At 47.2% G+C, this 23,440-nt stretch carries 23 protein-coding genes; 10 read left to right on the forward strand and 13 right to left on the reverse strand.

Features of this window, described 5'->3' with window-relative positions; all coding sequences use genetic code 11:
* Nucleotide 1: 1 nt before the first annotated feature.
* From GVN16_RS10850 to GVN16_RS10875, 6 genes are all read right to left on the reverse strand, one after another.
* Nucleotides 2-451, reverse strand: coding sequence for a VOC family protein (locus GVN16_RS10850; protein WP_166563902.1), 450 nt, complete (start codon nt 449-451; stop codon nt 2-4).
* 74 nt (nt 452-525) lie between these two features.
* Nucleotides 526-3,174 (reverse strand): hypothetical protein, encoded by a 2,649-nt coding sequence (locus tag GVN16_RS10855; protein ID WP_166563903.1) that lies wholly within the window; start codon nt 3,172-3,174, stop codon nt 526-528.
* Nucleotides 3,175-3,214: 40 nt separating this feature from the next.
* Nucleotides 3,215-4,486, reverse strand: coding sequence for a rhamnogalacturonan acetylesterase (locus tag GVN16_RS10860; protein ID WP_166563904.1), 1,272 nt, complete (start codon nt 4,484-4,486; stop codon nt 3,215-3,217).
* Nucleotides 4,483-5,838 (reverse strand): glycoside hydrolase family 105 protein, encoded by a 1,356-nt coding sequence (locus tag GVN16_RS10865; RefSeq protein WP_166563905.1) that lies wholly within the window; start codon nt 5,836-5,838, stop codon nt 4,483-4,485. Before GVN16_RS10865 ends, GVN16_RS10860 begins: the two co-directional genes overlap by 4 nt.
* Nucleotides 5,839-5,873: 35 nt before the next feature.
* A complete protein-coding gene (gene rhaM, locus GVN16_RS10870; RefSeq protein ID WP_166563906.1) occupies nt 5,874-6,188 on the reverse strand; it encodes an L-rhamnose mutarotase in 315 nt (104 codons plus the stop codon).
* Nucleotides 6,189-6,393: 205 nt separating this feature from the next.
* Nucleotides 6,394-6,558: a hypothetical protein gene (locus GVN16_RS10875; RefSeq protein ID WP_166563907.1), complete on the reverse strand. Its 165-nt coding sequence runs from the start codon at nt 6,556-6,558 to the stop codon at nt 6,394-6,396.
* 213 nt (nt 6,559-6,771) lie between these two features.
* Here GVN16_RS10875 and GVN16_RS10880 point away from each other — a divergent pair, with 213 nt between their 5' ends.
* On the forward strand, nt 6,772-7,755 hold the full coding sequence (locus tag GVN16_RS10880) for a GntR family transcriptional regulator (protein ID WP_229244124.1): 984 nt from the start codon (nt 6,772-6,774) through the stop codon (nt 7,753-7,755).
* Between the two features lie 68 nt (nt 7,756-7,823).
* Here the strand turns inward: GVN16_RS10880 and GVN16_RS10885 are convergent, their stop codons facing one another.
* Nucleotides 7,824-9,170 carry a Gfo/Idh/MocA family protein gene (locus GVN16_RS10885; RefSeq protein ID WP_166563909.1) on the reverse strand — a complete coding sequence of 449 codons (1,347 nt, stop codon included), beginning with the start codon at nt 9,168-9,170 and terminating at the stop codon, nt 7,824-7,826.
* Between the two features lie 240 nt (nt 9,171-9,410).
* Here GVN16_RS10885 and GVN16_RS10890 point away from each other — a divergent pair, with 240 nt between their 5' ends.
* The 5 genes from GVN16_RS10890 to GVN16_RS10910 all read left to right on the forward strand — a co-directional run bounded on the left by GVN16_RS10890 (nt 9,411) and on the right by GVN16_RS10910 (nt 12,749).
* Nucleotides 9,411-9,689 carry a hypothetical protein gene (locus tag GVN16_RS10890; protein ID WP_166563910.1) on the forward strand — a complete coding sequence of 93 codons (279 nt, stop codon included), beginning with the start codon at nt 9,411-9,413 and terminating at the stop codon, nt 9,687-9,689.
* A gap of 124 nt (nt 9,690-9,813) precedes the next feature.
* Nucleotides 9,814-10,845: a 23S rRNA pseudouridine(2604) synthase RluF gene (gene rluF, locus GVN16_RS10895; RefSeq protein ID WP_166563911.1), complete on the forward strand. Its 1,032-nt coding sequence runs from the start codon at nt 9,814-9,816 to the stop codon at nt 10,843-10,845.
* A gap of 35 nt (nt 10,846-10,880) precedes the next feature.
* Nucleotides 10,881-11,294: a VOC family protein gene (locus tag GVN16_RS10900; protein ID WP_166563912.1), complete on the forward strand. Its 414-nt coding sequence runs from the start codon at nt 10,881-10,883 to the stop codon at nt 11,292-11,294.
* 24 nt (nt 11,295-11,318) lie between these two features.
* Nucleotides 11,319-11,720 carry a hypothetical protein gene (locus tag GVN16_RS10905; protein ID WP_166563913.1) on the forward strand — a complete coding sequence of 134 codons (402 nt, stop codon included), beginning with the start codon at nt 11,319-11,321 and terminating at the stop codon, nt 11,718-11,720.
* A 249-nt stretch (nt 11,721-11,969) separates the two neighbouring features.
* A complete protein-coding gene (locus GVN16_RS10910; RefSeq protein WP_166563914.1) occupies nt 11,970-12,749 on the forward strand; it encodes a DUF1080 domain-containing protein in 780 nt (259 codons plus the stop codon).
* Between the two features lie 105 nt (nt 12,750-12,854).
* Here GVN16_RS10910 and GVN16_RS10915 read toward each other — a convergent pair whose 3' ends face one another.
* The 3 genes from GVN16_RS10915 to GVN16_RS10925 form a co-directional block, all read right to left on the reverse strand.
* Nucleotides 12,855-14,708, reverse strand: coding sequence for a RagB/SusD family nutrient uptake outer membrane protein (locus GVN16_RS10915; RefSeq protein ID WP_166563915.1), 1,854 nt, complete (start codon nt 14,706-14,708; stop codon nt 12,855-12,857).
* 31 nt (nt 14,709-14,739) lie between these two features.
* Nucleotides 14,740-17,979 (reverse strand): TonB-dependent receptor, encoded by a 3,240-nt coding sequence (locus GVN16_RS10920; protein ID WP_166563916.1) that lies wholly within the window; start codon nt 17,977-17,979, stop codon nt 14,740-14,742.
* Between the two features lie 262 nt (nt 17,980-18,241).
* Nucleotides 18,242-18,478: a hypothetical protein gene (locus tag GVN16_RS10925; protein ID WP_166563917.1), complete on the reverse strand. Its 237-nt coding sequence runs from the start codon at nt 18,476-18,478 to the stop codon at nt 18,242-18,244.
* 429 nt (nt 18,479-18,907) lie between these two features.
* Here GVN16_RS10925 and GVN16_RS10930 point away from each other — a divergent pair, with 429 nt between their 5' ends.
* Nucleotides 18,908-19,684, forward strand: coding sequence for a rhamnogalacturonan acetylesterase (locus GVN16_RS10930; RefSeq protein WP_166563918.1), 777 nt, complete (start codon nt 18,908-18,910; stop codon nt 19,682-19,684).
* Between the two features lie 46 nt (nt 19,685-19,730).
* Here GVN16_RS10930 and GVN16_RS10935 read toward each other — a convergent pair whose 3' ends face one another.
* Nucleotides 19,731-20,135 (reverse strand): VOC family protein, encoded by a 405-nt coding sequence (locus tag GVN16_RS10935; protein WP_166563919.1) that lies wholly within the window; start codon nt 20,133-20,135, stop codon nt 19,731-19,733.
* 224 nt (nt 20,136-20,359) lie between these two features.
* On the opposite strand from GVN16_RS10935, the gene GVN16_RS10940 reads away from it, so the two are divergent.
* The 3 genes from GVN16_RS10940 (at nt 20,360) to yiaA (ending at nt 22,180) form a co-directional block, all read left to right on the forward strand.
* A complete protein-coding gene (locus GVN16_RS10940; RefSeq protein ID WP_166563920.1) occupies nt 20,360-20,923 on the forward strand; it encodes a hypothetical protein in 564 nt (187 codons plus the stop codon).
* 166 nt (nt 20,924-21,089) lie between these two features.
* Complete coding sequence (locus GVN16_RS10945) at nt 21,090-21,770, forward strand: TIGR02117 family protein (protein WP_166563921.1); 681 nt, start codon at nt 21,090-21,092, stop codon at nt 21,768-21,770.
* A gap of 8 nt (nt 21,771-21,778) precedes the next feature.
* Nucleotides 21,779-22,180, forward strand: a complete 402-nt coding sequence (gene yiaA, locus GVN16_RS10950) for an inner membrane protein YiaA (RefSeq protein WP_166563922.1) — start codon at nt 21,779-21,781, stop codon at nt 22,178-22,180.
* Between the two features lie 23 nt (nt 22,181-22,203).
* Here yiaA and aat read toward each other — a convergent pair whose 3' ends face one another.
* Together aat and pyrR are read right to left on the reverse strand one after the other, a co-directional pair.
* Nucleotides 22,204-22,830, reverse strand: a complete 627-nt coding sequence (gene aat, locus GVN16_RS10955; protein ID WP_166563923.1) for a leucyl/phenylalanyl-tRNA--protein transferase — start codon at nt 22,828-22,830, stop codon at nt 22,204-22,206.
* Between the two features lie 59 nt (nt 22,831-22,889).
* Complete coding sequence (gene pyrR, locus GVN16_RS10960) at nt 22,890-23,429, reverse strand: bifunctional pyr operon transcriptional regulator/uracil phosphoribosyltransferase PyrR (RefSeq protein ID WP_166563924.1); 540 nt, start codon at nt 23,427-23,429, stop codon at nt 22,890-22,892.
* Nucleotides 23,430-23,440: the final 11 nt, after the last annotated feature.

The following is a 23,440-nucleotide window of genomic DNA, read 5'->3' on the forward strand; positions in this document are numbered from 1 at the left end:
CCTACAACTTCTTCGGCTCATTCAGCTCAATCACATAACCGTCCGGATCTGTCACATAAATCTGGAACGCCCCGTCAAACCTCTTCTGGCGGTGATACGGCACCTCTTTTTCCTTTAAAAAGGCCTCTATGGTATCCGCGGAATTGGCCGGGATCGTCAGTGAAAAATGGGCTGAGTTTTTATCGTTGTTCGTCACAGGGTCTTTTCTGCCCAACAAAAGGTGAAGTTCCTGTCCCGGAGCGATCCTGAACCATCGTCTGATAGCAGCCAGGCTTTCCGGCACATCGAGGTAAATGAGGCCGATGATGTCTTTATAGAATCTGGCACTTTCCTTGAGGTCTTTCACGGCTAGTCCCACGTGGTTATAGCCCTGGATTTCTATTTTGCTTTGAGCAGAAACGGCCGCAGTAAATAATAAACTGAAGGCAAAAAGACTGATGATTTTTTTCATGAATTAAGGTTGATTTTGGGCAGTAAATATACAATTTGCCCGGTATATTTCTTCTTTAATTATGTTTTCCGGAGTTATTTTTTCCATAAGTCATGCTGCTCCGGCATCTGGTCTCCGATCAGCTCCAGCAACTGGATCGCATTGAGGCTCCACTGGGCTGTATTATTGGTGGAAATCCCCTTGATTTCAGTGGTTTCTCTTAACACGTCAGGGGTGGGCACTTTGGTGGTCTCGAAGACGTGGTACCACGGATGATTCCTGACATTGAGCAAAATTTCCCAGGCTTTGGCGGCTTTTTCTTTGCTCCCGGTGGTTTTGGCGTCGTAGGCCATCAGCCGGGTGTAGTGCGGCGACATATCCCCCAATTTCGCTTCCCTTCCCAGTTCCGCACTGATCGTTTCTTTCGGAGCTCCGTAAAGCCGGCAGTATTGCAGCCATAATTTATCAAAATCTTTGTTTTTTAGTATTTTACTCAACTCGAAAGCCACTTCTCCGCCTCCCATGATGGTGGCGAGAGACGCTGCCCCGATCTCGTTTTCAGCCAGCTGGTTCAAGGTGGCGTCTTTCGGATCATAGCCAAAGGCCCCGTCTTTGCCCGAGAAGAATCCATAGGGCATTTTGCTGAAGCTGTTGACACCTGCAAGAATTTTGTCTTTCCACTTCGTATCTCCCGTTCTTTCCCATTCCGTCATCCAGTTGCCTACCAGGGCGAGCCAGTCCGGGCCCATCCTGGCATGGGTGGGATAAGCCGATTTCGGAAGGATCAACCGCAGCGGGTCCGTCTTGACCAAAGCTTCGTCTGCGTCAATCGTTTCTCTGATCAGCTCACCGGTTCTTTCGTCGGTGGTGAAGTAGTAAAAAAAGCGTTTCAGGGCCGCCTGACTGATCCTGACCTCCTTCGCTCCGCAGCCCCAGTGCCTGACGTTGTGCCGGGAACCCAGCCCCTGGAATTTACCCAGGTGATACACGTCCACCTCCGAGGTGTGGCGGGTCATGGCGGAAGCCATTTTGAAGATGTCTTTCCGGCCTGTCCTGAGATAGCTGTACCACAGCCACATGTCGGGCACCAGCTCGGTGTTGGCCCAGGCAAATCCGCCGACATCATATTTCCATTCGTGGCGGAGCGGGTCGTAGCTGTGCATCACGTCGCCGTAGTTCCAGTAGCCGTACCATCTGCGGTCGTCTATTTCGTTCTTGTAAAAATCAAGGCCTGCAGTGAGTTGGTTTTCAAGCCACTTTTTTCCTGCCGTGCTGGTGTCTGGCAAACTCCAGACTCCGAAAACCCCGGTTTTATGCAGGTATTCAGGCGTGCTCACAAGAAGGTTGTTTTGCTGTACATGATCTGCCAGCTGACTCAATACGGCATTGGAAGGCACGGATTCATGTAAAAACAGGGTGATTTCTGAGGTCCTGGCTACCCCGTTGGCGGTGCTGAAACCCGGTTGAATGTCTTCATAACTGGCTTCCAGGCCGTGGCCGTAGGCCAGAGTGTCGTAATGCCGCATATCCATTACTTCCGCATAAGGCGACCACATCCAAGCCCTTAAAGTCGCTTCCCTGCTTCCTGCTCCTGTTACTTCCAGGGCAGCCGGGTAAGATTGCCAGAAATCTTTCAGACCCAGCGATACACCTCCTGAAACATCCCCGGTAAACGTCAGCCCGCGGGCCCGGCCTCCTGAGTTGGCGTCTATCCAGGCCCCGTTTTTATGGGTTCTTTTCTGAATCCTGAAACCGTCCGAAGTGTGCTGGGTGAGCAGAAAATCATTCCAGACCGCCCAGTCTTTGATCAGGGCCTGGCCTTTGGCATCATATTTTTCTTTGTCCGGAATCCTGAGACCTCTGACCTGGTCTTCAAAGACGTTCCGGTTGTCATACATCAGGTTTCGTCTTCCGTTAACGGGCTGCACAGGCTCTGCCCAGATGCCGTTTTCTTCCCCGCTGAACCGGATGTGGTGGTTGAGCGTCTGCTCTCTCATCGGCACTTTAAGGCTCAGGGCCAGGCCTTTGATGAAGTCTTTTTCGGGTTCGCCGTCATAAATGACCGTTTGCACTACCCTGATATGATCGGTGTGGGCGTAAAGGTAAAACCGCAATATAAAATGTAAGACCTGGCGTTCTCCGGCTTTCAGTACACCGGAAATTTTCACGACCGACCTCACTTCGCCGCTTTGTTCAAGTTCCGTTCTGATGATCTCACAAGCCAGTTTTTCTTTGCTGACCTGGGCCAGGACGTCGTCGGGCTGGTCCTGCAGGATAGCCTCAAGCCCCAGGCCTGTTAAAATGGTTTTTTGGTTAACGACCACCGAATCCAAAGCAAACGGCCCTCTTTTAGAGAAAAAATAGCTGTTGTTGCCGGAACTCAGGATGATCTGAGAGTAGGTTTCCTTTACATTTAAACCTAGCTTAACTTTCGAAATGGCCTTTGCCGGAGAAAGGGAGAATGACTGGTCCGACGAATCTGCCGTAGTGGCAAATCCCATCCATTTGATGCTGCCGTCAGGCCAGTAAGCCATTGGCCACTGTTGTATATCAAGGGGTTTCTCAGATTGGTTTTTCAGGCCAAACTGCTGGGTTTTCCTCACCGACCCCTCCGTAAAAGGCACACCCCAGCTGATGCCATGGCGATAAGGGATCGTGTTGTTTTCCAGCCTTTTGAGCGTCACTTTCTGGGCATAAGCCGTCGACGTGACGAGCAGCATGAAGTATAAAAAGTATCTTTTCATCTTTTTTGAGATTAAGCTTTCCGGAATGGGGATTTGCCTGTCAGTTGCCGTCAGGTTTGATGACTTCGGCGACAGGACTCAGCGGGAAATCGAACGTTTTGGGATCGTCAGGGTGCTGAGGATCAAATGTTTTGAGGTCTTTTAGCAGCAAGGCTGTCAGCTCGGGAATGTTCTTTTTAATACCCTCGACCATGCATTTGGCCAGTTCATAAGCCCCGTAATTGCTGAAATGGGTATTGTCTTCAATCGGCTTGGTTTGGCCGGGAAAGACGTTGGCCGGATAATGCACAAAGGCCAGTTTAGAAGTTTCTTCTCCCAGCGACTCCCATAAGACCCCGGCCATTTCATTCAGGTCAATCAGCAGGGTGTTCTTTTCTCTGGCTACACCTCGCATCGCCTCCGGAAAATCCCCCAGGGTGTTGATAATCTTGCCGTTCTGATCAAAATTCCGGCGGGGCATGGAAGTCACCAATACCGGAATGCCCCCTTTCTCACGAATGCCGTCAATGTATTTTCTCAGGTAATCAGCATATTTGCCGAATGCGTCAAAATCCTTTATTTTCTGATCGTTATGGGCAAATTCTATGAACAGGTAATCGCCTTTTCTGATCTGGCTTTCAATCTTGGCCAGTCTCCTTTCTGTCACAAAACTCTGGATAGATTCTCCGGATTCGGCATAGTTGGCTATAACCACTTTCCCGGGAGCAAAAAAACGGGGAATCATCTGCCCCCATGAACTGTATGGCTCCAGGGCCTGGTCAACTACGGTGGAGTTTCCTGCCAGAAAGATGGTCTTGACCTGTGTTTTCGGCTTGATTTCTATCCTTGCTATTTTCGGTTTCGGTCCGGTAAATTCAAAGGTCAGTTGCCTGTCCCATTGCAGATAGGTCATTTCCCTGGGTTTTAGTCTGACGGAATCCTTCCCCGAAATCAAAGGTGAGCGGACGCTTACGGTAATGTTCCGGGAAACCGTTTTTCCTTTCGGAGCCAGCACCTTCTCCAGCATCAGACGCCTGTTTTCTACCTTCAGCGTCGTTTCAGAATCTTCTCCGAAAAGTAAAGTAATATCATAATTGCCTTCAGGAATGTCGACCGTAAAAAATAAGGGTTTGCCGGAAGAAATAAATCCGCGTCCGGCAACAGGTGCAGATCCTTTCATCCAGCCGAAACCTGCTTTGGCTGTGTAAAAACTGCCTGCGTCTACTTTGGTATGGCCTTTGGCCGTTTCACCGCTTCCGAAATCAAACTTATTGGTCTGGGAAAAAGCAGTGAAACACACCAGTGGAAGAAAAAACAATGCTATTTTTCTCATTTCTTCAGTAACAGCTGCACAGAGCTGTCGTTGATCTCAAATTTGTTCTTGTTCAGGAAATTGATGATCTCAGCACCGGCCAGCAACACCGGGCCATAGCCATGTGCCGCATAAGGGCTGATCGGACGGTGATAATAAAACGCCGGGTCAAAGCTCATGCCTGTACCCACGCAGGTGCCTTCCACCTGGCCTTTGTCGTTTACTTTGGTAGAAACCGCCTGCCAGGCCAGCAAAGTAGCCGAGGTATAGGCCAGTTTATCAATCCATCCGTTGTTCATCGCTTTGGCCAGCGAGTAAGCATAAATAGCCGTAGCGGAGGTCTCCAGGTAAGAATCATGCCTGTCAAGCAGCTGGTGCCAGAATCCGTCTCCCGACTGATAGGAAGTCAGTCCCCTCACATGAGCCTTAAGCAGGTCAAGTATTTTTTGTCTGTCCGGATGATCCGGTGGCAACACTTCCAGTAGCTCCACTTTAGTCAGGATCGCCCAGCCGTTGGCCCGGGCCCAGTGAAACTGCGGATGTTCTTCCATGCCTTCCACCCAGCCGTGCATATACACGCCTTTTTCTTTGTTAAACATCCTTTTGGCAAACTGAAGCACCTGTTTGGTGGCTTCGTCGTAGTATTTTTTGTCGCCGGTCAGCTTACCCATCTGGGCGATGGCCGGAACAGCCATAAACATATCGTCCAGCCAGAGGCTTTTATTCTGGGGCCTGATGCGTGACAGCGTACCGTCCGAAAGGCGGTGTTCTTTGTTCATGATGTAATCGATGTGGATATCAATCAGCGGCCTCAGTTTCGGTGTGCCGCCATCTCTCATCGACTTGATCATGGCCATGCACATCGCTCCGCAGTCATCCAGGGCATGCGGATTGAGCAGGTTTTTAAGCGGCCCTTTCGCTCCCCAGTCAAAAGTCTGGCTTTTCAGATTGGAAAAATAAGGAGCAGACTCGGCGATGAAATTAAGACGTTTATCAGAATAGTCCTTGAATTTATTGTCGCCCGTAATCTGGCTGATCTTGTACATACCGGCATAGGTAACCCCCCATTCATAGCTCACGAGCCTGAAATCCCCTTTCTTGAGGGTGATGTTTTCGTCAGATTTGGTGAGGTCGGTGATCGTTTCCCCCGTTTTTGAATTGACAAATTCGTACGGCGTGGTCGTATTCAGGTAATTATAAATCCTGTCTAACACGGTTTTGACATCTGCCTGAACGGGGATTCCGTAGGGTACCGGGTAGTCGGGTTTCAGCAGGTGCAGGGGTGTATTGGAATCGTTGGCGTTGGTTACATTTCGCTGGGCGTAGCCGGTCAGGGAAAACAATAAGGCGGTCAGAATTGAGGCGTATTTCATCGGATATAGTTTATTTTTTAGCATTTTAAGCCGGGTTAAGGTAAGTAGAAAACTTCTTTCAGCGGAATGCTGACAGGTGAATTGTCGGGATTACTGGCCATGATATCACCCATATAAGCCCACCAGCGTTTCATGACTTCCTGTTTGGGCAGGTCGTCCATTTTAAGCTCGTCGCTCACTTTCATAACGCCGAACAAAGAAAGCGTCTCTTCGTCCAGGAAAATGGAATAATCTTCAATGCCCGTATTTTTGAGCAATTCAACGAGCTCCGGCCAGATCTCGTCGTGTCTTTTTTTATACTCTTCTTCTTTTCCTGCGAAAAGCGTCATTTTAAATCCAAGTTTTTTCATTTTTTCATTTTTTTGGAGAAGGGAAAAAGGAGAGGGGAGAAAGCCGGTCCCGACTATTCTGCCAGTCGACGAAACTTTCCCTGCCTGCATCAATCCATTCTCGTATCATTCATACAATATTACAAATCATCGTTCAAAATTCTATCATTCATCATTGGCCCACGTCAGCATTGCGGACAGACGTTGCCTGCAACGCTCCACTCACTTATTCATCACTCACACCCGCCCGGGACAAGCCCAGGTCGGGCAGGCACTCAAAATTCATCATTCTCCCTCCCCCCGTCATCCTGTACTTTCCTGCATTTGTTGCCGGGTGTAAATAGGCGTGATCGCGGTGGTTTGCCGGGAACGTTCCCGATAACGATTGCATAAATTTATTTTAACTATTCCTGTCTTTAGCTGTATTATATCGATAATTTTATAACAATAAGACAAAATATTCTTAGAATATTTCAGTCACATTCCAATTTTAATCTTAAAAGACATGTATCCTAAAACCTCAACCTCACCCTTTTTTTCATTTCCCGAAAGTCTGATTAGGAAAAATAATTTCCATAGATTAGATTTGAATATGAATGACCGGATGCCTAAGTACAAGCAAATCGTCAACTCGATCATCAATGACATCGAGAGGGGGTACTACAAAAAGAATGACCAGCTGCTTTCCATCACGGAATTGAGCATAGAGTATCTTTTATCAAGAGATACGGTCGAAAAAGCCTACAGAGAACTTAAATCAAAAGGTTATATTGATTCGGTTCAGGGCAAAGGATACTTTGTCAAAAGCAAAAGAGAGCAGAAGATCAAAGTGCTTCTGATCCTCAATAAATTAAGTTCGTATAAGAAAATCGTCTACTACTCGTTCATCGAAGCCCTGGGTGAAAACGCCAGCGTCGATCTGCAGGTGCATAATTATGACCTCGAAACCCTGGAAGAAATACTGGATAAGAACCTCGGAAGGTATAATTATTATGCCATCATGCCGCATTTTGCGAAAGGCACCCCTGCTTCCGAATACCTCGAAATTCTGAACAGGATACCTTCCAACGAGCTGATTCTGCTGGATAAGCAAATACCCGAACTGAGAAATAAGTCGATCTGCATCTACCAGGATTTTGAAAAAGATATATTCAATGTGCTGGAGGATAACCTCATTTGTCTTAAGAAGTACCATCACCTGACGCTGATTTTTCCGAAACTGGGCAACTACCCTGAGGAAATCGTCAAAGGATTCAGTTCTTTCTGCAATCTGAATAATTTCAATTTCAGCATTGATCACTGTGTGAAATCCGTGATGGAAGACTTTGAAGAAAAAACCGCCTACATTGTCATCGAAGAACCCGATCTGGCTGAACTGATTAAGTTTTCAAGGTCCGAAAACCTGACGCCCGGCGTAGACATCGGCCTGATATCGTTCAATGAAACTACTTTGAAAGAAGTATTGGGCATTACCGTGATTACCACTGATTTTGAAGCCATGGGCCGCCTGGCAGCAGAAAACCTGCTGAGCAAAACCATCGTGACCCGGAAAAGTCCTTTTTATATGATCGACAGGGGTTCTGTTTAAAATCTTACCTGGATCAACCCGCTAAAAAAGCCCTTCCATACCGGAAGGGCTTTTTAGCTGGGCTTTGGTCAGCTCTTTATCGCTCTGGGTTTTAAATCCGTCAGGTCTTTTATCTTCACCGGCATGCCGCTTGATACACTTTTTCTGGCCGCAATGCCCACCAGGATAGCCATCGCCCCGTCACGGCTTCCGGCAGACTGCCTGTGCTTGTCTTCAGTGTCCGGCGACTTGAAAATGCGGTCTCTCAGGATCGCATCTCCGCCACCGTGGCCCTCAGATTGAGGTATTCTTACATATTCAATGCCCCCGAAATTCTTATTGATCATAATTTCGTCATAGTCAGGCATGTCCATTTTTCCTGATTCCCTGATCCAGGCATCTATCCGGCCTTTGGTGCCGTTAAAGGCAATCCTGTAACCTTCATACGGAGAATAGGTCGTCAGGGAATAACTCACATTGACGCCGCTGGCGTACTTGATCGTGGCAGCCATTTTATCATAAATATCGATATCTTCCTTAAAAACACAACCGTCACGGTGATAACCGTCATACTGCTCATTTTCTACATACAAGCTCATGTAGTTCTTGTTTTTGGTGATGTCAAAGTAAAAATTGCAATCCGTTTTATGGTCACAGGTTCTGCAGTTCGTACCTCTTATCCTGCCGTTTTTACCGTAGTGGTCCAGCGATGCCTGGGCAAAAACAGATTCAGGCTCTGATTCCAGCCACCAGTTGAGCAGGTCAAAATGATGACTGGCCTTGTGAACCCACAGCGAACCTCCCTTGGAGGTCAGTCTGTGCCATCTTCTGAAATAATCTGCTCCGTGCTTCACATCCAGGTACCAGTGAAAATCAACGGAGGTGATATCCCCGATTTCGCCTGCCCTTAGCAGTTCATAGATTTTCTGGCGGTGAGGTGAGTACCGGTAATTGAACGTAACCGTCACTTTTTTACCTGTTCTGCGTTCGGCATCCAGTATCGCCTGGCACTTGGTTTCATCAGTTGTCATGGGTTTTTCAGTGACGACATCAGCCCCTAGCTCCATTCCCCTGATGATGTAGTCGCTGTGTGTGGCGTCTACGGTGGTCACGATCAGGATGTCCGGTTTTTGTTCTTTCATCATTTTCTCAAAATCAGTGTAAACCGGGATATTACCGCCCAGAAATTTCTGTGCCGTTCTGACCCTCCCTTCATTGATATCACATAAGCCCGCAAATTCAATAATGTCGGAGAATTCCCGGATAACCGGCCGGCCCCACATGCCTGTTCCACGCGACCCGGTGCCTACCATAGCCACCTTTTTTTTAGCTACGGTTTCTGTAGCAAACAATTCATGAAGGCCGGTGGTCATCAGTCCGGCAGTGGTCAGAGAACTCCTCTCTAAGAATGCTCTCCGGTTAAGGTTGTTTTTCATTTTCTGATTTTGGTAAACTGGAATAAAACGTTGCTGATTTTTGATAATAAGGTAGTTGCCCACCGGGTGTTCAACATGGATAAAAATAGAAAACGAAATGATCCGATCCCTCCTGCACTGTTCTGTAGTAAAGTTGTTTAGAATAATTCCAGGAATACCACTAAATAAAATTCTAAAATATTCCTTTAAATAGCCATACCTGATGGATAATTTTGGCTAAAATTAAATCATATACAAACCATGAAAAACAAAGCTACGTCCATTATCCTTCTTGCTGTTTTCCTATCTGTTTTCTCAGGCTGCAAAAAAGGGGGAGATATTGTAGAATCCAGGTGTGAAGACCTGAGCAATGATTACACTGCTAAACTGAACGCTTTCGTGGCGGTTCAGAACAAAGCCAACTGCACGGCTTTTATAACATCTCTGGATGTTCTCGTTGACAAATGTGCCATTCTTACGGCAGCAGAGAAAAAAGAGTATAAAGAAAGCAGGGATGCCATTGATTGTTCAGATTTCTGAGCATGAAACCACACTTATTTGAATCCGGTTTTACTGCCGGATTCAAGTAATTTTACCGGCTCCTGCCGGGTTATGAAAACATATCTTTATTTTTGTATTTAATTTCTTATCAAAAATAGATAATATGTTCGAGGATGAGTCAGGGTTTTCAAGGCTGAACAAGGCCATAAGTGATACAGGTTACTGTTCCAGGCGTGAAGCAGACATGCTGATCACAGAGGGAAGGGTGACGATCAACGGCAAAAAAGCCACCATGGGCGACAAGGCCCGTCTCACCGATCACATTAAAATTGACGGCAAACTCCTCAAAAGGCAAAGTAAACTGGTTTACATCGCCCTCAATAAACCCAAAGGCATTACCAGTACTACTGAAAGACACATTCCGGGAAACATTATAGATTTTGTCAATCACGCTGAAAGGATTTTCCCGATCGGAAGACTGGATAAGCTATCTGAAGGCCTTATCCTGCTCACCAATGACGGAAACATTGTCAATAAAATCCTCAGGGCGGGTAATAACCACGAGAAAGAATACATCGTGACGGTCAATAAACCCATTACGGCTGAGTTTATCCAGAATATGCGGAAGGGTGTACCGGTGCTGAACACCATCACAGAGCCGTGTCATGTGGTCAAGGAAACCACCAGCGTGTTCAGGATCATCCTGAAGCAGGGTCTCAACCGCCAGATCAGACGCATGTGCGAATACCTGGGGTATGACGTCATCAAGCTGAAAAGGGTAAGAATCATGAACATTACCCTCGACAAAATCCCGGTAGGGGCGTGGAGGGACCTGAAGCCGGAAGAACTGGAAACTATTTCCAAACTGATTTCCGAGTCGAGCAAAACAGAGGAAGCTTCCAGGTCTAAAGTATCGACGAAGTTTTACCCTGCCGACAAGCTGGGAATAGCAGGTAAGCCAAAGGTGTTTGAACGTTTTAAAGCCGCCGGAAAACCGAAAGCAGAAGACCAGTTTAAACCGGGAGATAAGCCAAGGCCAACCGGTAGGGCTAAGTCTCCCGAAAAGGCTAAACCTGCAGACAAAGCCAGACCAACGGGTAATTCGAGGACCGGCAGAGACCGGACTACCCCGAAAGCCGGGCCTTCAAAGCCTAAAAAAGCGGAGCTTCCTAAAAAGAATCCGAGACAGAGATAGTATATTTGAAGATTCGCTTACCTGAAATAAAAACTATGAAAAGAGTTACCGGAGTCGGAGGCATTTTCTTCAAATGCAAAGATCCTGACCAGATGAAGGCCTGGTACAATACCCACCTGGGCCTGGATACGGATCAGTACGGCACCAACTTCGAGTGGAGGCAGTCTGACGAGCAGGATAAAAAAGGGTTTACCCAATGGAGTCCCTTCAAAGATACCACCACCTATTTTGAGCCTTCTCCCAAAGAATTCATGATCAATTACCGGGTAGAAAACCTGGAAGAGCTTGTTGAAATCCTGAAAACAGAAGGAGTGACTATAACAGACGAAATTCAGGCTTTTGAATATGGCAAATTCGTTCACATCATGGACCCCGAAGGTAACAAAATAGAACTCTGGGAGCCTAACGATATTGAATACGAAAAGCTGGTCATCGGCAGGACCAAATAATAAAGACTATTCCGTGCTATCTGTATGAAATCAATCGCTGTGTATGATTATCCGAAGCTGCTTTCGGGGTTTATTGCCCTCGGAGTCCTTTCCGGAGTAGCCACCATCTTCTGGTTACCTTCCGGCCGGGAATGGCTCCTCTGGATGGTCCTCGTCTTGTTTACAGGCCTTTTCGTTTCAAAAAACTGCTTTCAGAATTACTTTGCCGGCGGATTTTATTTTGCGGTCATTCTCGGTATGGCTATTACTGCTACTCACCTGATGTTTTTGAAGGAATACCTTCAGACCCACCACGAGGAAGCACAGTGGATGAAAAATCACTATTCTCCATACCTCACCCTGCTGCTCACAGCACCCCTGTACTGGCTGGTTTTAGGCTTCTTTTCGGGCCTGTCGGCAATGGGATGGAAGAAGGTAGTGGGCTGATATCTATAATATTGTTGTCGATATTTCACCATCTTACCCAGGCCTGAAGGCCGGGGCAAGTGTCAATCATTGTGGCAGAAAGCGGACTTTGGGGCCTGAAGGTCCGGATGTAGCCCGAAAAAATCTCCTTTCTCTTTCTCCCTTTTTCCCTCCTCCTTTGTCCAGCCATTCCCTTTTCCTTTGTCCAGCCTCCTTTTTCCATTTATTATTACTACTTTTAAAAAAAAATATTCAACCAAATCAATGATAATGAAAAGAAAATCTAAATTTTACCCGGTTGCAGCAGCACTTGTGCTTACTTTTTTTATGGCCAATAAAGCCCACAGCCAGGTTGGTGTGGGAGTGAAGGCCCCCAAAGGATCCATCGTTTTAATGGATGGTTCACGCAAAATGCTGGACGATAAATGGACTTATTGGGATGGCCCGAGACTGGCCGCCACCCTTCCGATCAAATGGCAGGTTGTAAGCGACCCCGCCACAAAGGGAACGGCCGTGAGCAGTAACGACCCTTCAGGAGCAGGTGGTTTATACGGGGCAGCGGATATTGTAACCAAACAAAAATTCAAAGACTTCAGGCTTCATGTTGAATTCTTTATCTCAGAAAAAGGCGGGAATAGCGGCGTTTATCTTCAAAACCGTTATGAGATCCAGGTACTGGACGGAGATTCCACTTCGCACGGTCTCGGAGCAGTCATCAATGAAAGTAAATCTCCGTATTTCGCTTACAACGGCATCGGCAAATGGAATTCTTATGACATCGTTTTCAGGGCTGCGAGATTCGAAAACGGCAAAAAAGTAGAAAACCCCCTCGTGACCATGTATTTTAACGGCAAAAAAGCCCATACCAACCAGGTCATTACGCAGGTCTGGGGAGGCCCTAATTCAGGTATCGACGGCGGCAACGACGGCGGAAAAGGCATTACCGACACCCCCGGCGGATTGAAACTACAGGCCGAAGGTCACAATGTTCTGTACCGCAATATCTGGATCAAAGAAATGGACATCAAAAAAGCCGACACCGATTTTTAATTGTGGCCCCATGCCTCCAGGCATGGGGGAGAAAAAAAACCACCGCCGAAAATCAGCGGTGGTTTATCATTGTTCCAATTCTAACCTTTTTTTGTGATTAGTGCCTTAGTAGCCAGGATTTTGCTGACTGGCATACTGATCTTTGGGAAGCGGTGCCCCGTTTTTCCAGATTCTTTCAATGTGAGCCAGAGGTATAGGCCTCTTCTGGTGGAACTCCTGCACAGACCCCGCCGCAAATTCATTGGCTTTTTTCACCCTTTCTACCAGGGTCTCAGTCCTGGCCAGCTCATTCCAGCGTTGCATTTCACCATAGAACTCACGCACTTTTTCGTTCAGAATAAAATGGATAAACCTGGTGTTCTTACTGGTGGCCGAGGCAGGATATTGCTCAACAGCCTGGTCTTTATCCCAGTAACTTTCCGTGATTATCATTTCATTTTCCGTTGATTTTTTCAGATCGCTTACGCCGTCAAACTTAGCTCTTTGTATGTAAGGATATTTGTCTGTGCTCTTATATCCGGCTCTTTTTCTTACGATATTGACCAGCTCTGCTGCTTTGGTGTAATTCCCTTTGCGTCCGTATGCTTCTGCTGCGATCAGGTAGGTTTCAGCCAGGCGGGCCGCCACAAAATCACGCACACCAAACTCCGACTGGAAGTTATCCCTGTTCGGATCGAAATACTTAGACACAGGAGGAAACGTTTGCAGATCCCAGGTGTTCTGCGGATAATAGCTGTATTTCGCCCTGTCTATCGCCGCCGCGGATACGTTTTTCTCCGGCGTAATGAAAATCGCCGTATCGCCTACCGCCCATTTTGGTTGTCCTACCAGGTTCGGGCTCGGGGCATTCGCTGCCGTCCATTTGGTGATACTCGCTGCATTATTGGAGTAATAAACCCAGTTAAATGACTTATAAAAACGTGAGTCATTGGCCTTGTCCCAAAGATTAAAAGCAAATTCTGTCGGTCTGATCCTCCTGAACGGACGACCATTCTGCAAATCTCTCAGCATACCGGGCCTCGTGTCATACACCATCCCCCAGTACAGGTGTATCCTGTTGCCGAAGCTGTTGTTGATGAGTGACAGGTTGTTGTTAAACTGGACATTGAAGATAAATTCAGAACTTCTTTCATTGGTAAAAGCATGATCTTTGGTGTCAGGGAAAAGATTGGCATAATCAGCCTCCAGTTTATAAGCCCCTGAGTTGATCACCAGCTCGGCATATTTGATGGCATTGTCCATGTCATCCGCCTTCTGGCCCCTCTGGTCTTTCACGGCACTGCCCCTGGTCAGGTAGACTTTCGACAGGAAGTGGTTAGCTGCCCCTTTGGTGGCTCTTCCCCACTGGCTTTGATTTACAGGAAGGTTATCTGAAGCATAGGTAAGGTCCGCGATGATCTGCTCATACACCTGTGGCATCGGAGCCCTTTCAAACTCCAACTGAACGCCCACTGTGCCTTTAAGAGGCAGGGGAACCGCACCAAATTGTTGTACCAGTTGAAAATAATAATAGGCACGTAAAAATTTCAGCTCCGCTTCGCGGATCTTTTTCCCGGCATCATCTTTCAACACACCGGTGCCGCCCGTTACACCCGGCACTTTCTCAATGCCGAGGTTACACGCATTGATAGCCCGGTAGTAAGCCGTCCACATGGCATGCAGGAAACCACCCTGGTCAGAAGGGTTGAGCAATGAACTGTAGGAATCGTAATGCTTGTTCAGGCCATCAGCTGCCTGGCGTACCTCATCGGTTCCGTATTCATTCAGCGTAAAAGACTGCTCCCCGTTGGCCAGCCAGCGTAGTTCGCTGTAAGCCGAGTGAATCAGGTCTTCCATGCCTTTTTCAGTATCGTAGTATGAGTAAGAAGCCTGGGCTACAGGAACTTCCTCTAAGAAATCCTTGCAGGAGCTCGAAAAAAGGCCCAGTGCGAGTGTTCCGATTAATAATTTATTTTTCATGTTTTTCATCTTCATCATTTAATGTTATTGATTACAATCCTGCCCTGATACCAAACACAAGACTTTTCTCTGTCAGGTTAATTCCGAAAATCTGGTCATTGAACGTTCTGCTCGAACTCGTAAACTCCGGGTCGCTCACTTTGAACTTGGTGAATAACAGCGGGTTGGTAGCCGTCACGTAGACATTCAAAGTGCTCAGTTTGAGCTTGGACAAGATGTTGTTCTTGAAATTATAACCCAATGAAGCATTTCTCAACTTGATAAATGACCCGTCTGCATACAGGTAAGCATCCGCATTTACCGGCCTTTCCGAATCCCAGTTGGCCATCGGATAGGTGTTCGTAGGATTTTCAGGCTTCCAGCGGTCATTCAGGAATGAAGGCTCAGGATAACGGCCCGTCAGTGTCGGTCTCAGGTAGCCGTTCAGTACCGTTTGTCCGAGACGGCCGAAGAAAAACAGTGAAAGATCAAAACCTTTGTAAGAGAACGTGTTGGTGATACCGCCCTGAAGCTGAGGAACATTGCTTCCTACAATCTGACGGTCGTTCGTGGCGTCGATGATCCCGTCATTGTTCAAATCCCTGAATTTTGGACGTCCCACGCCGGGCTTGCCCAGCGGGTTTTTGGTATCTGATGGGTAATATTTGGCAGCAGCCTCAGCTTCACCCAGTTGCCATACGCCGTCAACCACATAATCATAATAGCTGATCACCGGGCTTCCGATAAACCACCTGTTACCGATGTCATCGTTCGTTCCGCCATATAGTTTTACAATTTCTTCCTTGTTTTTGGCCAGCGAGATGTTGGTTGTCCATCTTAACCCGTTGCTCCGGTCTATGTTGACCGTGTTGACGGTCAGTTCAATTCCTTTGTTCTGGGTAGAACCGATATTCGCCTGGATCAGACCGAAACCTGAGGCCGTCGGCAATTGCCTGTCCATCAGAAGGTCGTCGGTTTTGGCCTGGTACACATCCAGTGAGCCTGAAATACGGTCATTGAAGAATCCGAAATCAATTCCGATGTCGATTTGTCCCGTTGATTCCCATTTAAGATCCGGGTTAGGGATCAGGTTAGGTACAAAGCCGATGGCCGGCGTGGCATCCCAGGCATACAGGGTTTTGGATATCCGGCCACCGGTGGTGTAAGGTCCTACAGCGGCGTTGCCCGTACGGCCGTACCCGATTCTGACTTTCAGTTCATTGATTGAGGTCAGGCCTTTCATGAATGCCTCTTCGTTCATTTTCCAGGCTACAGCAAAAGACGGGAAGAAGCCCCATTTTTTGCCCGGTGCCAATACCGAAGAACCGTCATAGCGGCCCGTGGCCGTGATCAGGTACTTGTTCATCAGGCTGTAGTTCACACGGCCCATCCACGACATCATCTTGATCTGGGAGAAGTCCGAACCAAAGCTTTTGGCACCCGATCCCACCTGGGAACCTAAGTTGTACCATAGCTGAGAAGGGTAAGGCAGGTCCTGTGCCTCGATATCGGAAAATTCATAACGGTCGCTCTGCACCGACTGCAGGGCCGTAAAACTCAGGTTATGATTCGTTCCGATGCTTTTATCATAGAATAAGAGGTTTTCCATCACATAGTTAAAGCGGTTGCTCTGACGGTATCTTCCCGTAAATGAAGCCGCCGTTCCTTTGCTCGCTGCCGGGCTTAGGAAATTACCCTGGCGGTTCTGAGACATATCCGGACCGAAGTTCATACGGTATCTCAGTCCCTTTGCCAGTTTTACCTCGGCAAAAAGACTCGCCATGATCCTGTTAGTGCGTCGGTTGTCCAGTTCACCTTCGATCTTCGGGATCGGGTTATACACCTGCGGGTCACCACCCGGTTGTGAAATCAGGATACCGTTGGCATCATAAGGCTGGGCCAGTTTATAGTTGCCCAGGGCCTCGGCATATAAGTTCGAACCCCAGTTTTGTTCGTTCAGGTTCAGGTTGACCGATCCGCCCACTTTCAGGAATTTGGTTGCCTGAAGCTCCACCGCCAGCCTTGAACTGTAACGGGTAAAGTCCTGGCCCAGCTGAATGCCTTTTTGATTAAAATAACCTACTGAAAATGAAGCACTCAGGTTTTCAGACCCACCCTGGAAACTCAGCTGGTGGCTTTGCTGGAAGCCCTGACGCATCACGTAATCTTCCCAGCTCGTATTGCCCACGTTGGCAGCATTATAAACAGGCACCTGGTCTACCACGGGATAACCGTAAAGGGCCATGTTGGCTTTTTCCTGGGCTGTAGCCGGACGGTATTTCGGGATCAGGTTTTCTTTGTTATCCCATTCATATCCTTTCGAAACCTCAGCCCACTGATCGGTGCTGAAAATGGCTTTATCCTGTACCGGGTTAGGGAAGGGAGTCGTATAGTTGGTCGGATTCCCATCCCCGCGGTAGCCGTCGCGTCTTAATTCGGCAAAGTCGGCACCGCTCAGCATTTCAAGTGGGGCCAGTGGGGCAGAAATACCCGCAAAACCGTTATAAGTCACCTGCGTTTTACCTCTTTTGCCTTTTTTACTCGTCACGAGGATGACGCCGTTGGCACCACGTGAACCGTAAATAGCAGTTGCTGAAGCATCCTTCAGGATTTCGATAGATTCGATATCATTCGGGTTGAAATCGTTAATTCCCGAGCCTGGGGCCAGTGGAATGCCGTCCAGTACAAACAGCGGATCATTGGAAGCGTTCAATGAACGGTTACCACGGATCCTGATGGCCGGGGCAGCACCCGGTCTGGCGTTGGTCTGGGCAATGTCGACCCCCGCAGCCCTTCCCTGCATCGCCTGTGAAAGGTTCTGCACCGGAACAGCTTCCAGTTGTTTGGAAGAAATAGAAGACAAAGACCCGGTTACGTCACTTTTTTTGACGGTACCGTATCCTACCACCACCACTTCCTGCAGAGCCTGGTCGTCAGACTCCAGGACTACGTCTATCACCGATTTTGAACCCACGGTTACTTCCTGGGTTTTATATCCAACAAATGAAAAGACCAATACCGCACTCTTATCCGGTACGGAAATCTTATAAGAACCGTCATTACCGCTAACAGTACCCGCAGAGGTACCTTTAAGCACAATACTCACACCTGGTAATAAATCGCCCTCTGAACCTTTCACCGTACCGGTGACAGCAAGAGCGGCTACAGTAGAAATAGAAATTTCCGGGACAATTTTACCCCCGCCTGCGATGGCCGGAAACTGACCGAACGTAAGGGCCAGCAACCACAGGGGTATGATGGAGCCTTTAATTCTGAGTAATTTTTTTAACATAGGAATGTTCAAGTTTTAGATTAGATAGAATAAATAATTACAATTAATTATCCGAAAGTTTATATTTATCAATTCCGATAGCATCCTGCAGTCGCATGCAGGACACTGCCTGTGAATAAAAAGCGAAATAAAAATGTTGATTACCGGCTCAGAACGCCATTTATGTTTTAAATTATTATTGAAAAGCAGGAGAGTGTTTCCGACCCCTCCTGTCCCTCCAGGAATCCTGTCGATAAAATCGGGCACCCAGCTGTCCAGCGTCTCAGACGCCCCGGACGGTGTTACACGGTCTTCGACCGCATCCTGTCCATCCTGAAATCCTGTCCATAAAAATATCAGCACCTTTGGCCTCGCGTTCAGTTTTTCTGGTCACTACTTCAATTTTTCTGGTCACTACTTCAGTTTTTCTGGTCACTACTTCAGTTTTTCTGGTCTCTACTTCAATCTTTCCGGTCACTACTTCAGTTTTTCTGGTCTCTACTTCAATCTTTCCGGTCACTACTTCAATTTTTCTGGTCGCTACCTCAGTTTTTCTGGTCGCTACTTCAATCTTTCAGGTCTCTACTTCAATTATTCCGGTCGATATTTCAATTATTCAGGTCTCTGCTTTCCGGTCCCGGCTGTCCAGCGTCTCAGACACCCCGGACGGCGTCACACGGTCTCCGACCGTATCCTGTCCATCCTGAAATCCTGTCAATAATGAAAACCGGTCTCTGCTTTCCGGTCCCGGCTGTCCAGCGTCTCAGACGCCCCGGACGGTGTCACACGGTCTCCGACCGCATCCTGTCCCTCCTGAAATCCTGTCCATAAAAAAAATCCTGTCCATCCTGAAATCCTGTCCATAAAAAAATCAGCACCCACCCCTCATTACAGGACACCCAAACCCACCGGAATTTTTAAATTGCATAAAAATCAATCTTATTATTACATGAAAACCAAACTGTTGTTATTCTTCATCCCTCTTATTCTTGCTTTTGCCTTCACTTTAAAAGAAAGACCGGTATTGTATATCATAGGCGATTCCACCGTCAAAACCGGGGCCGGGAAAGGTGAAAACGACATGTGGGGGTGGGGGAGCTATCTGCCTGATCATTTTGACACCACCCGTATCCACATCGAAAACCACGCCATCGGAGGCCGCAGCAGCCGTACTTTCCTGACCGACGGCCGCTGGGACAAAATCCTGCCCCGTCTGAAAAAAGGAGATTTTGTGATCATGCAGTTCGGGCATAACGACGACTGGGCCATCAACGACACCCTCAGGGCCCGCGGAACCATTAAGGGAATCGGCGAAGAAAAAGAAGAAATCGACAATGTCATTACTAAAAAACATGAAGTGGTACACACATTCGGTTGGTACATGCGGAAATATGTGACCGAAACACAGCAGAAAGGAGCCACGGCCATTATCTGCTCGAGGGTGCCCGGCAATAGTTTTGAGAATGGTAAATTAAAAAGGAAACAAGACTATTATCCTTTATGGTCTGCCCAGGTGGCACATCAGACAGGGGCTTTTTTTATTGACCTGTTCGAACTTTCAGGAAAGGTTTATGAAGAAATGGGCACAGAAAAGGTGAAAGCAGAGTATTTTACCCCGAAAGACAACACCCATACCAACGCTGCGGGAGCGAAACTTAACGCAGCCAAAGTAGTGGAAGGGCTGAAGAGTTTAAAGAAATGTAGGTTGACAGGATATCTTAAATAAGCGAAGTAAAAGGTCCCGGAGCTGAATTCCGGGACCTTTTATGCTGTTAATCACAATTGATCATCCACCGGATGCCGAAACGGTCGGTGAAGTTACCATGCCAGGCACCCCAGAATTGTTTGGTAAACGGCACGTGTATTTTGCCTCCCGCAGAGAGCTTCTCAAAAATCTCCGTGCCTTTTTCCGGGCTTTCAAGGTTGAGCGATAAAGCCACCCTGTTGGCTTGTTTTTCAGGATCCATATTCAGATTATCTGCCGCAAAGAATGCGTTGCCTGCAAAATCTCCGTGGGCATGCATCACTTTTTGTTCCAGGCCCGGGGCTACTTCCATAAAACCGTTGTCATATCGCTGAGCTATCGAAAAATCTCCTCCCAGTACTTCCTTATAAACCGTGAGGGCCTCTTCACAACATTTGTCGAAAAAGAGGTAAGGTGTCATCGTTACTTTCATTTTGTTATACTTTTTGAGGTAAATCTACTGAAATATTCCCACCCGGTCAAAAAATATGCCCCGCCGCTGATAAGGCCTATTGCACCACTCTTCCCTTGAAAGCTTGTTATCAATTTCTGATTGTATTTATTTTGAAGACAGGACTTGATAATGAGATAACGTCAGTTTTATATTGAATAAAAAGACCCTTTTTCCTTTTTTCGTTCTCCTTTTTTCCGTCAAATATGAAAAAAATACCCTTTTATCTGGAAATCGCCGCCCGGTGGTATGTCTTTTTAATGATCAGTGTCTATGGCTGGGCAAAGTTGTTCGGTCATCAGTTTTACAGACGAGGTCATCTGCCTGAGGCGGTTAAACTCAAAACCCTCGAAAGTCTTTCCGGTTTTGACCTGGCCTGGGCTTTTTTCGGCTATTCTTATCCTTATATTTTGTTCATAGGCGTGTCGCAGGTGATCGGGGCTATTCTCCTGCTCTTTAACCGCACCAAGCTTTTAGGGGCTGCCATTCTTATCCCCATCCTGCTCAACATCATCGTTGTCGATATCTGTTTCAGTATCCACACCGGGGCCATGCTCAACGCCTGTTTCTTTTTACTGATGACCTTGCTCATGCTCTACCTGAATAAAGAAAGGGTAGTGGAAGTATTTAAATTGCTGACCATCCCCGGTGAAAGACTCCGCCTAAATTTTATGGAGGTATTAAAAACAGGTGGCCTGTTTCTGCTGATGATTGCTGTCGGGATGGGCTTTATTGAAGTGTTTTCCTATCTGATCGCCCTCATTCCATAAAGCAGGATGAAAACGCACTTACAGTCGGCAGCAGGATTTTTTCAAAATTCCTGACTGATTTGAATAGTTGAAATTTAATTTCATATTTGCCCGGTCAAGTATAATGTACCTGGTAACAGAGCATTGAACGGGACAAAGATACATCCTTAACTCTTTAAAATTCTTAATGAAAAAAATCCTCAGAATTACTTTGTACACCATACTCTCCCTGGTGCTTTTCGTTGTACTGTATTTATCTTCAGCATATGTACTATCCCGGATCGGTGTCGATGAAGAGGCCAATGCCCCTGATGAAGTGGAAATCTATCTGCTCACCAACGGTGTGCATTCCGACCTCGTGATGCCTGTCAGAAATGCCCAGATGGACTGGAGTAAGGTACTGCCGTTTCAGAATACAGTTTCAGGAGACACCACGCACCGCTTCGTTGCTTTCGGCTGGGGCGATAAGGGATTCTATCTCGACACTCCCACCTGGGCTGATCTGAAGTTCAGTACGGCCTTTAAAGCGGCTTTCAGCCTGAGTACTTCGGCTATTCATGCTACTTATTACAAATCTTTGACAGAAGGCGATGACTGTAAAAAGATCATCATCAGTAAGGAGCAGTATGCAAGACTGATCACTTATATAAACGACAGTTTTATCAGGGACACTTCCGGCCGCCCTGTTTTTATCAGAACCAATGCCGTTTACGGGAAAGACGATGCCTTTTATGATGCCAGGGGTAGTTACAGCCTGGTGCATACCTGCAACACCTGGGCCAACAACGGCCTGAAAACCTGCGGACAGAAGGCATGCTTATGGACTCCGTTTGACACAGGAATTTTTTATCAATATACCAAAAAATAGAAATGATTATGAATCAAAAACCATCAGGTGCTTTTATTATCGCATCCTGGGTTGCTTTGGGTGCCGGTATGGCCGGTTATCTCATAGGGCTCTGGAAAGCTGAAATGCTGCTTAATGAAAAAGGCTATTATTTTACTTTACTGATGTTCGGGTTGTTTGCAGTAGTATCGGTACAAAAAAGTGTCCGCGACAGGCTGGAGGGAATTCCCGTGACGGATATTTATTATGGTCTGAGCTGGTTTGCTACGATTCTCGCCATTATTTTATTGGCAGCCGGCCTTTGGAACGCCACTTTCCTGCCCAGCGAAAAGGGATTCTATGCGTTTTCTTTTCTGCTGGGTCTTTTCGGGGCAATCGCCGTGCAGAAGAACACCAGGGATATGCAGAACTTCACAAAGAAAGAAAACTGATAAAGAGGACAGATCACCGGGATTTACCCGGTGATCTTACTTAATAACTGGTCCACACGGCCGTCTGTAAATACCGCTTTCTGATGAATCGCCTTTTTGAGCAGGCTCAGGTACTGCTTCTTCGGGATTTCTATAGCACCGTATCGCTTTACATTGTCATTGATAAACTGGGTGTCCAGCAACTGGAAATGATTATCCTTCAGTTTCTGTATCAGGTAATGGAAGGCCACCTTTGACGCATTCGGAACTTTAAAGAACATAGACTCTCCGAAAAAAGCAGATCCGATGGTCACACCATACAGTCCGCCGGCCAGGCAGCCATCCTGGTAAGCTTCAACAGAATGGGCCAGTCCCATGTGGTGCAGGTCTGTGTACGCTTCAATTAATTCTTCGGAGATCCAGGTCTCGTCTTCCAGCGTCCTGGGCAGGGCACAATGACGCATGACACCTTCAAAATCTTCATCTATCCTGATTTCAAACTCGTTCCGGTTAAGCACCGGCCTCAGCGACTTCTGGGGTTTGTAAGTATCTATAGGAATGATGGCCCTGGGGTCAGGTGAATACCAGAATACACTGCCGTCCTGGTCGGCCATCGGGAATATGCCACTTATATAGCCATAGATTAAATCATCTGCCGTGATTTTCGTCATCGCACGTTGTCTTATTATAACGATAATATTAATAAAAAAAACGAGGATTCCAAAAGAAATCAGTCAATTATCCAAATATTGTCTTCGGCATTTTGCTGTTCTTTCCATTCTACGAGCACCCGCTGGGTTTCCAGGGTATTAACCCGTTTGCCCACATAATCAGGCTGGATAGGAAGGTCGCGGCTGTAGCTGCGGTCTATCAGGCACAGCAGCTCCACTTTTTTCGGACGGCCGAACGCCTGCATGGCATCTATGGCCGCCCTGACCATGCGGCCGGTGGCCAGCACGTCGTCAATCAGGATGACGTTCTTATCTTCTATAATAAAGGAGATCTGTGTGGTGTTGGGAGTAAGCAGGGTGCCTTTCCTTCTGAAGTCGTCCCTGTAGAAGGTCGCGTCAAGATATCCCGGTCTGATGTCTTTATTCAACTCTTCACTGAGGGCCTTGCAGATTCTTTCGGCCAGAAAAATACCTCTGGGTTGCAGACCCAGAAAAACGACATCGTCCAGTAGCCCATGATTTTCAATGATTTGCTGGCAAAGTCGCTTAAGTGTAATATCCAGAAGAGGCTGGTTAAGTATTAATCTCTTTTTATTCATCCCTGTATTTA

Source organism: Emticicia sp. CRIBPO (genome assembly GCF_009905725.1).
Taxonomy (GTDB): Bacteria; Bacteroidota; Bacteroidia; order Cytophagales; family Spirosomataceae; genus Leadbetterella.

Bases quoted from the DNA above. Each gene is read 5' to 3' on its own strand.
- GVN16_RS10850 (WP_166563902.1), bottom strand. From the start codon at position 451: ATGAAAAAAATCATCAGTCTTTTTGCCTTCAGTTTATTATTTACTGCG.
- GVN16_RS10855 (WP_166563903.1), bottom strand. From the start codon at position 3,174: ATGAAAAGATACTTTTTATACTTCATGCTGCTCGTCACGTCGACGGCT.
- GVN16_RS10860 (WP_166563904.1), bottom strand. From the start codon at position 4,486: ATGAGAAAAATAGCATTGTTTTTTCTTCCACTGGTGTGTTTCACTGCT.
- GVN16_RS10865 (WP_166563905.1), bottom strand. From the start codon at position 5,838: ATGAAATACGCCTCAATTCTGACCGCCTTATTGTTTTCCCTGACCGGC.
- rhaM (WP_166563906.1), bottom strand. From the start codon at position 6,188: ATGAAAAAACTTGGATTTAAAATGACGCTTTTCGCAGGAAAAGAAGAA.
- GVN16_RS10875 (WP_166563907.1), bottom strand. From the start codon at position 6,558: ATGCAATCGTTATCGGGAACGTTCCCGGCAAACCACCGCGATCACGCC.
- GVN16_RS10880 (WP_229244124.1), top strand. From the start codon at position 6,772: ATGCCTAAGTACAAGCAAATCGTCAACTCGATCATCAATGACATCGAG.
- GVN16_RS10885 (WP_166563909.1), bottom strand. From the start codon at position 9,170: ATGAAAAACAACCTTAACCGGAGAGCATTCTTAGAGAGGAGTTCTCTG.
- GVN16_RS10890 (WP_166563910.1), top strand. From the start codon at position 9,411: ATGAAAAACAAAGCTACGTCCATTATCCTTCTTGCTGTTTTCCTATCT.
- rluF (WP_166563911.1), top strand. From the start codon at position 9,814: ATGTTCGAGGATGAGTCAGGGTTTTCAAGGCTGAACAAGGCCATAAGT.
- GVN16_RS10900 (WP_166563912.1), top strand. From the start codon at position 10,881: ATGAAAAGAGTTACCGGAGTCGGAGGCATTTTCTTCAAATGCAAAGAT.
- GVN16_RS10905 (WP_166563913.1), top strand. From the start codon at position 11,319: ATGAAATCAATCGCTGTGTATGATTATCCGAAGCTGCTTTCGGGGTTT.
- GVN16_RS10910 (WP_166563914.1), top strand. From the start codon at position 11,970: ATGAAAAGAAAATCTAAATTTTACCCGGTTGCAGCAGCACTTGTGCTT.
- GVN16_RS10915 (WP_166563915.1), bottom strand. From the start codon at position 14,708: ATGAAAAATAAATTATTAATCGGAACACTCGCACTGGGCCTTTTTTCG.
- GVN16_RS10920 (WP_166563916.1), bottom strand. From the start codon at position 17,979: ATGTTAAAAAAATTACTCAGAATTAAAGGCTCCATCATACCCCTGTGG.
- GVN16_RS10930 (WP_166563918.1), top strand. From the start codon at position 18,908: ATGAAAACCAAACTGTTGTTATTCTTCATCCCTCTTATTCTTGCTTTT.
- GVN16_RS10935 (WP_166563919.1), bottom strand. From the start codon at position 20,135: ATGAAAGTAACGATGACACCTTACCTCTTTTTCGACAAATGTTGTGAA.
- GVN16_RS10940 (WP_166563920.1), top strand. From the start codon at position 20,360: ATGAAAAAAATACCCTTTTATCTGGAAATCGCCGCCCGGTGGTATGTC.
- GVN16_RS10945 (WP_166563921.1), top strand. From the start codon at position 21,090: ATGAAAAAAATCCTCAGAATTACTTTGTACACCATACTCTCCCTGGTG.
- yiaA (WP_166563922.1), top strand. From the start codon at position 21,779: ATGAATCAAAAACCATCAGGTGCTTTTATTATCGCATCCTGGGTTGCT.
- aat (WP_166563923.1), bottom strand. From the start codon at position 22,830: ATGACGAAAATCACGGCAGATGATTTAATCTATGGCTATATAAGTGGC.
- pyrR (WP_166563924.1), bottom strand. From the start codon at position 23,429: ATGAATAAAAAGAGATTAATACTTAACCAGCCTCTTCTGGATATTACA.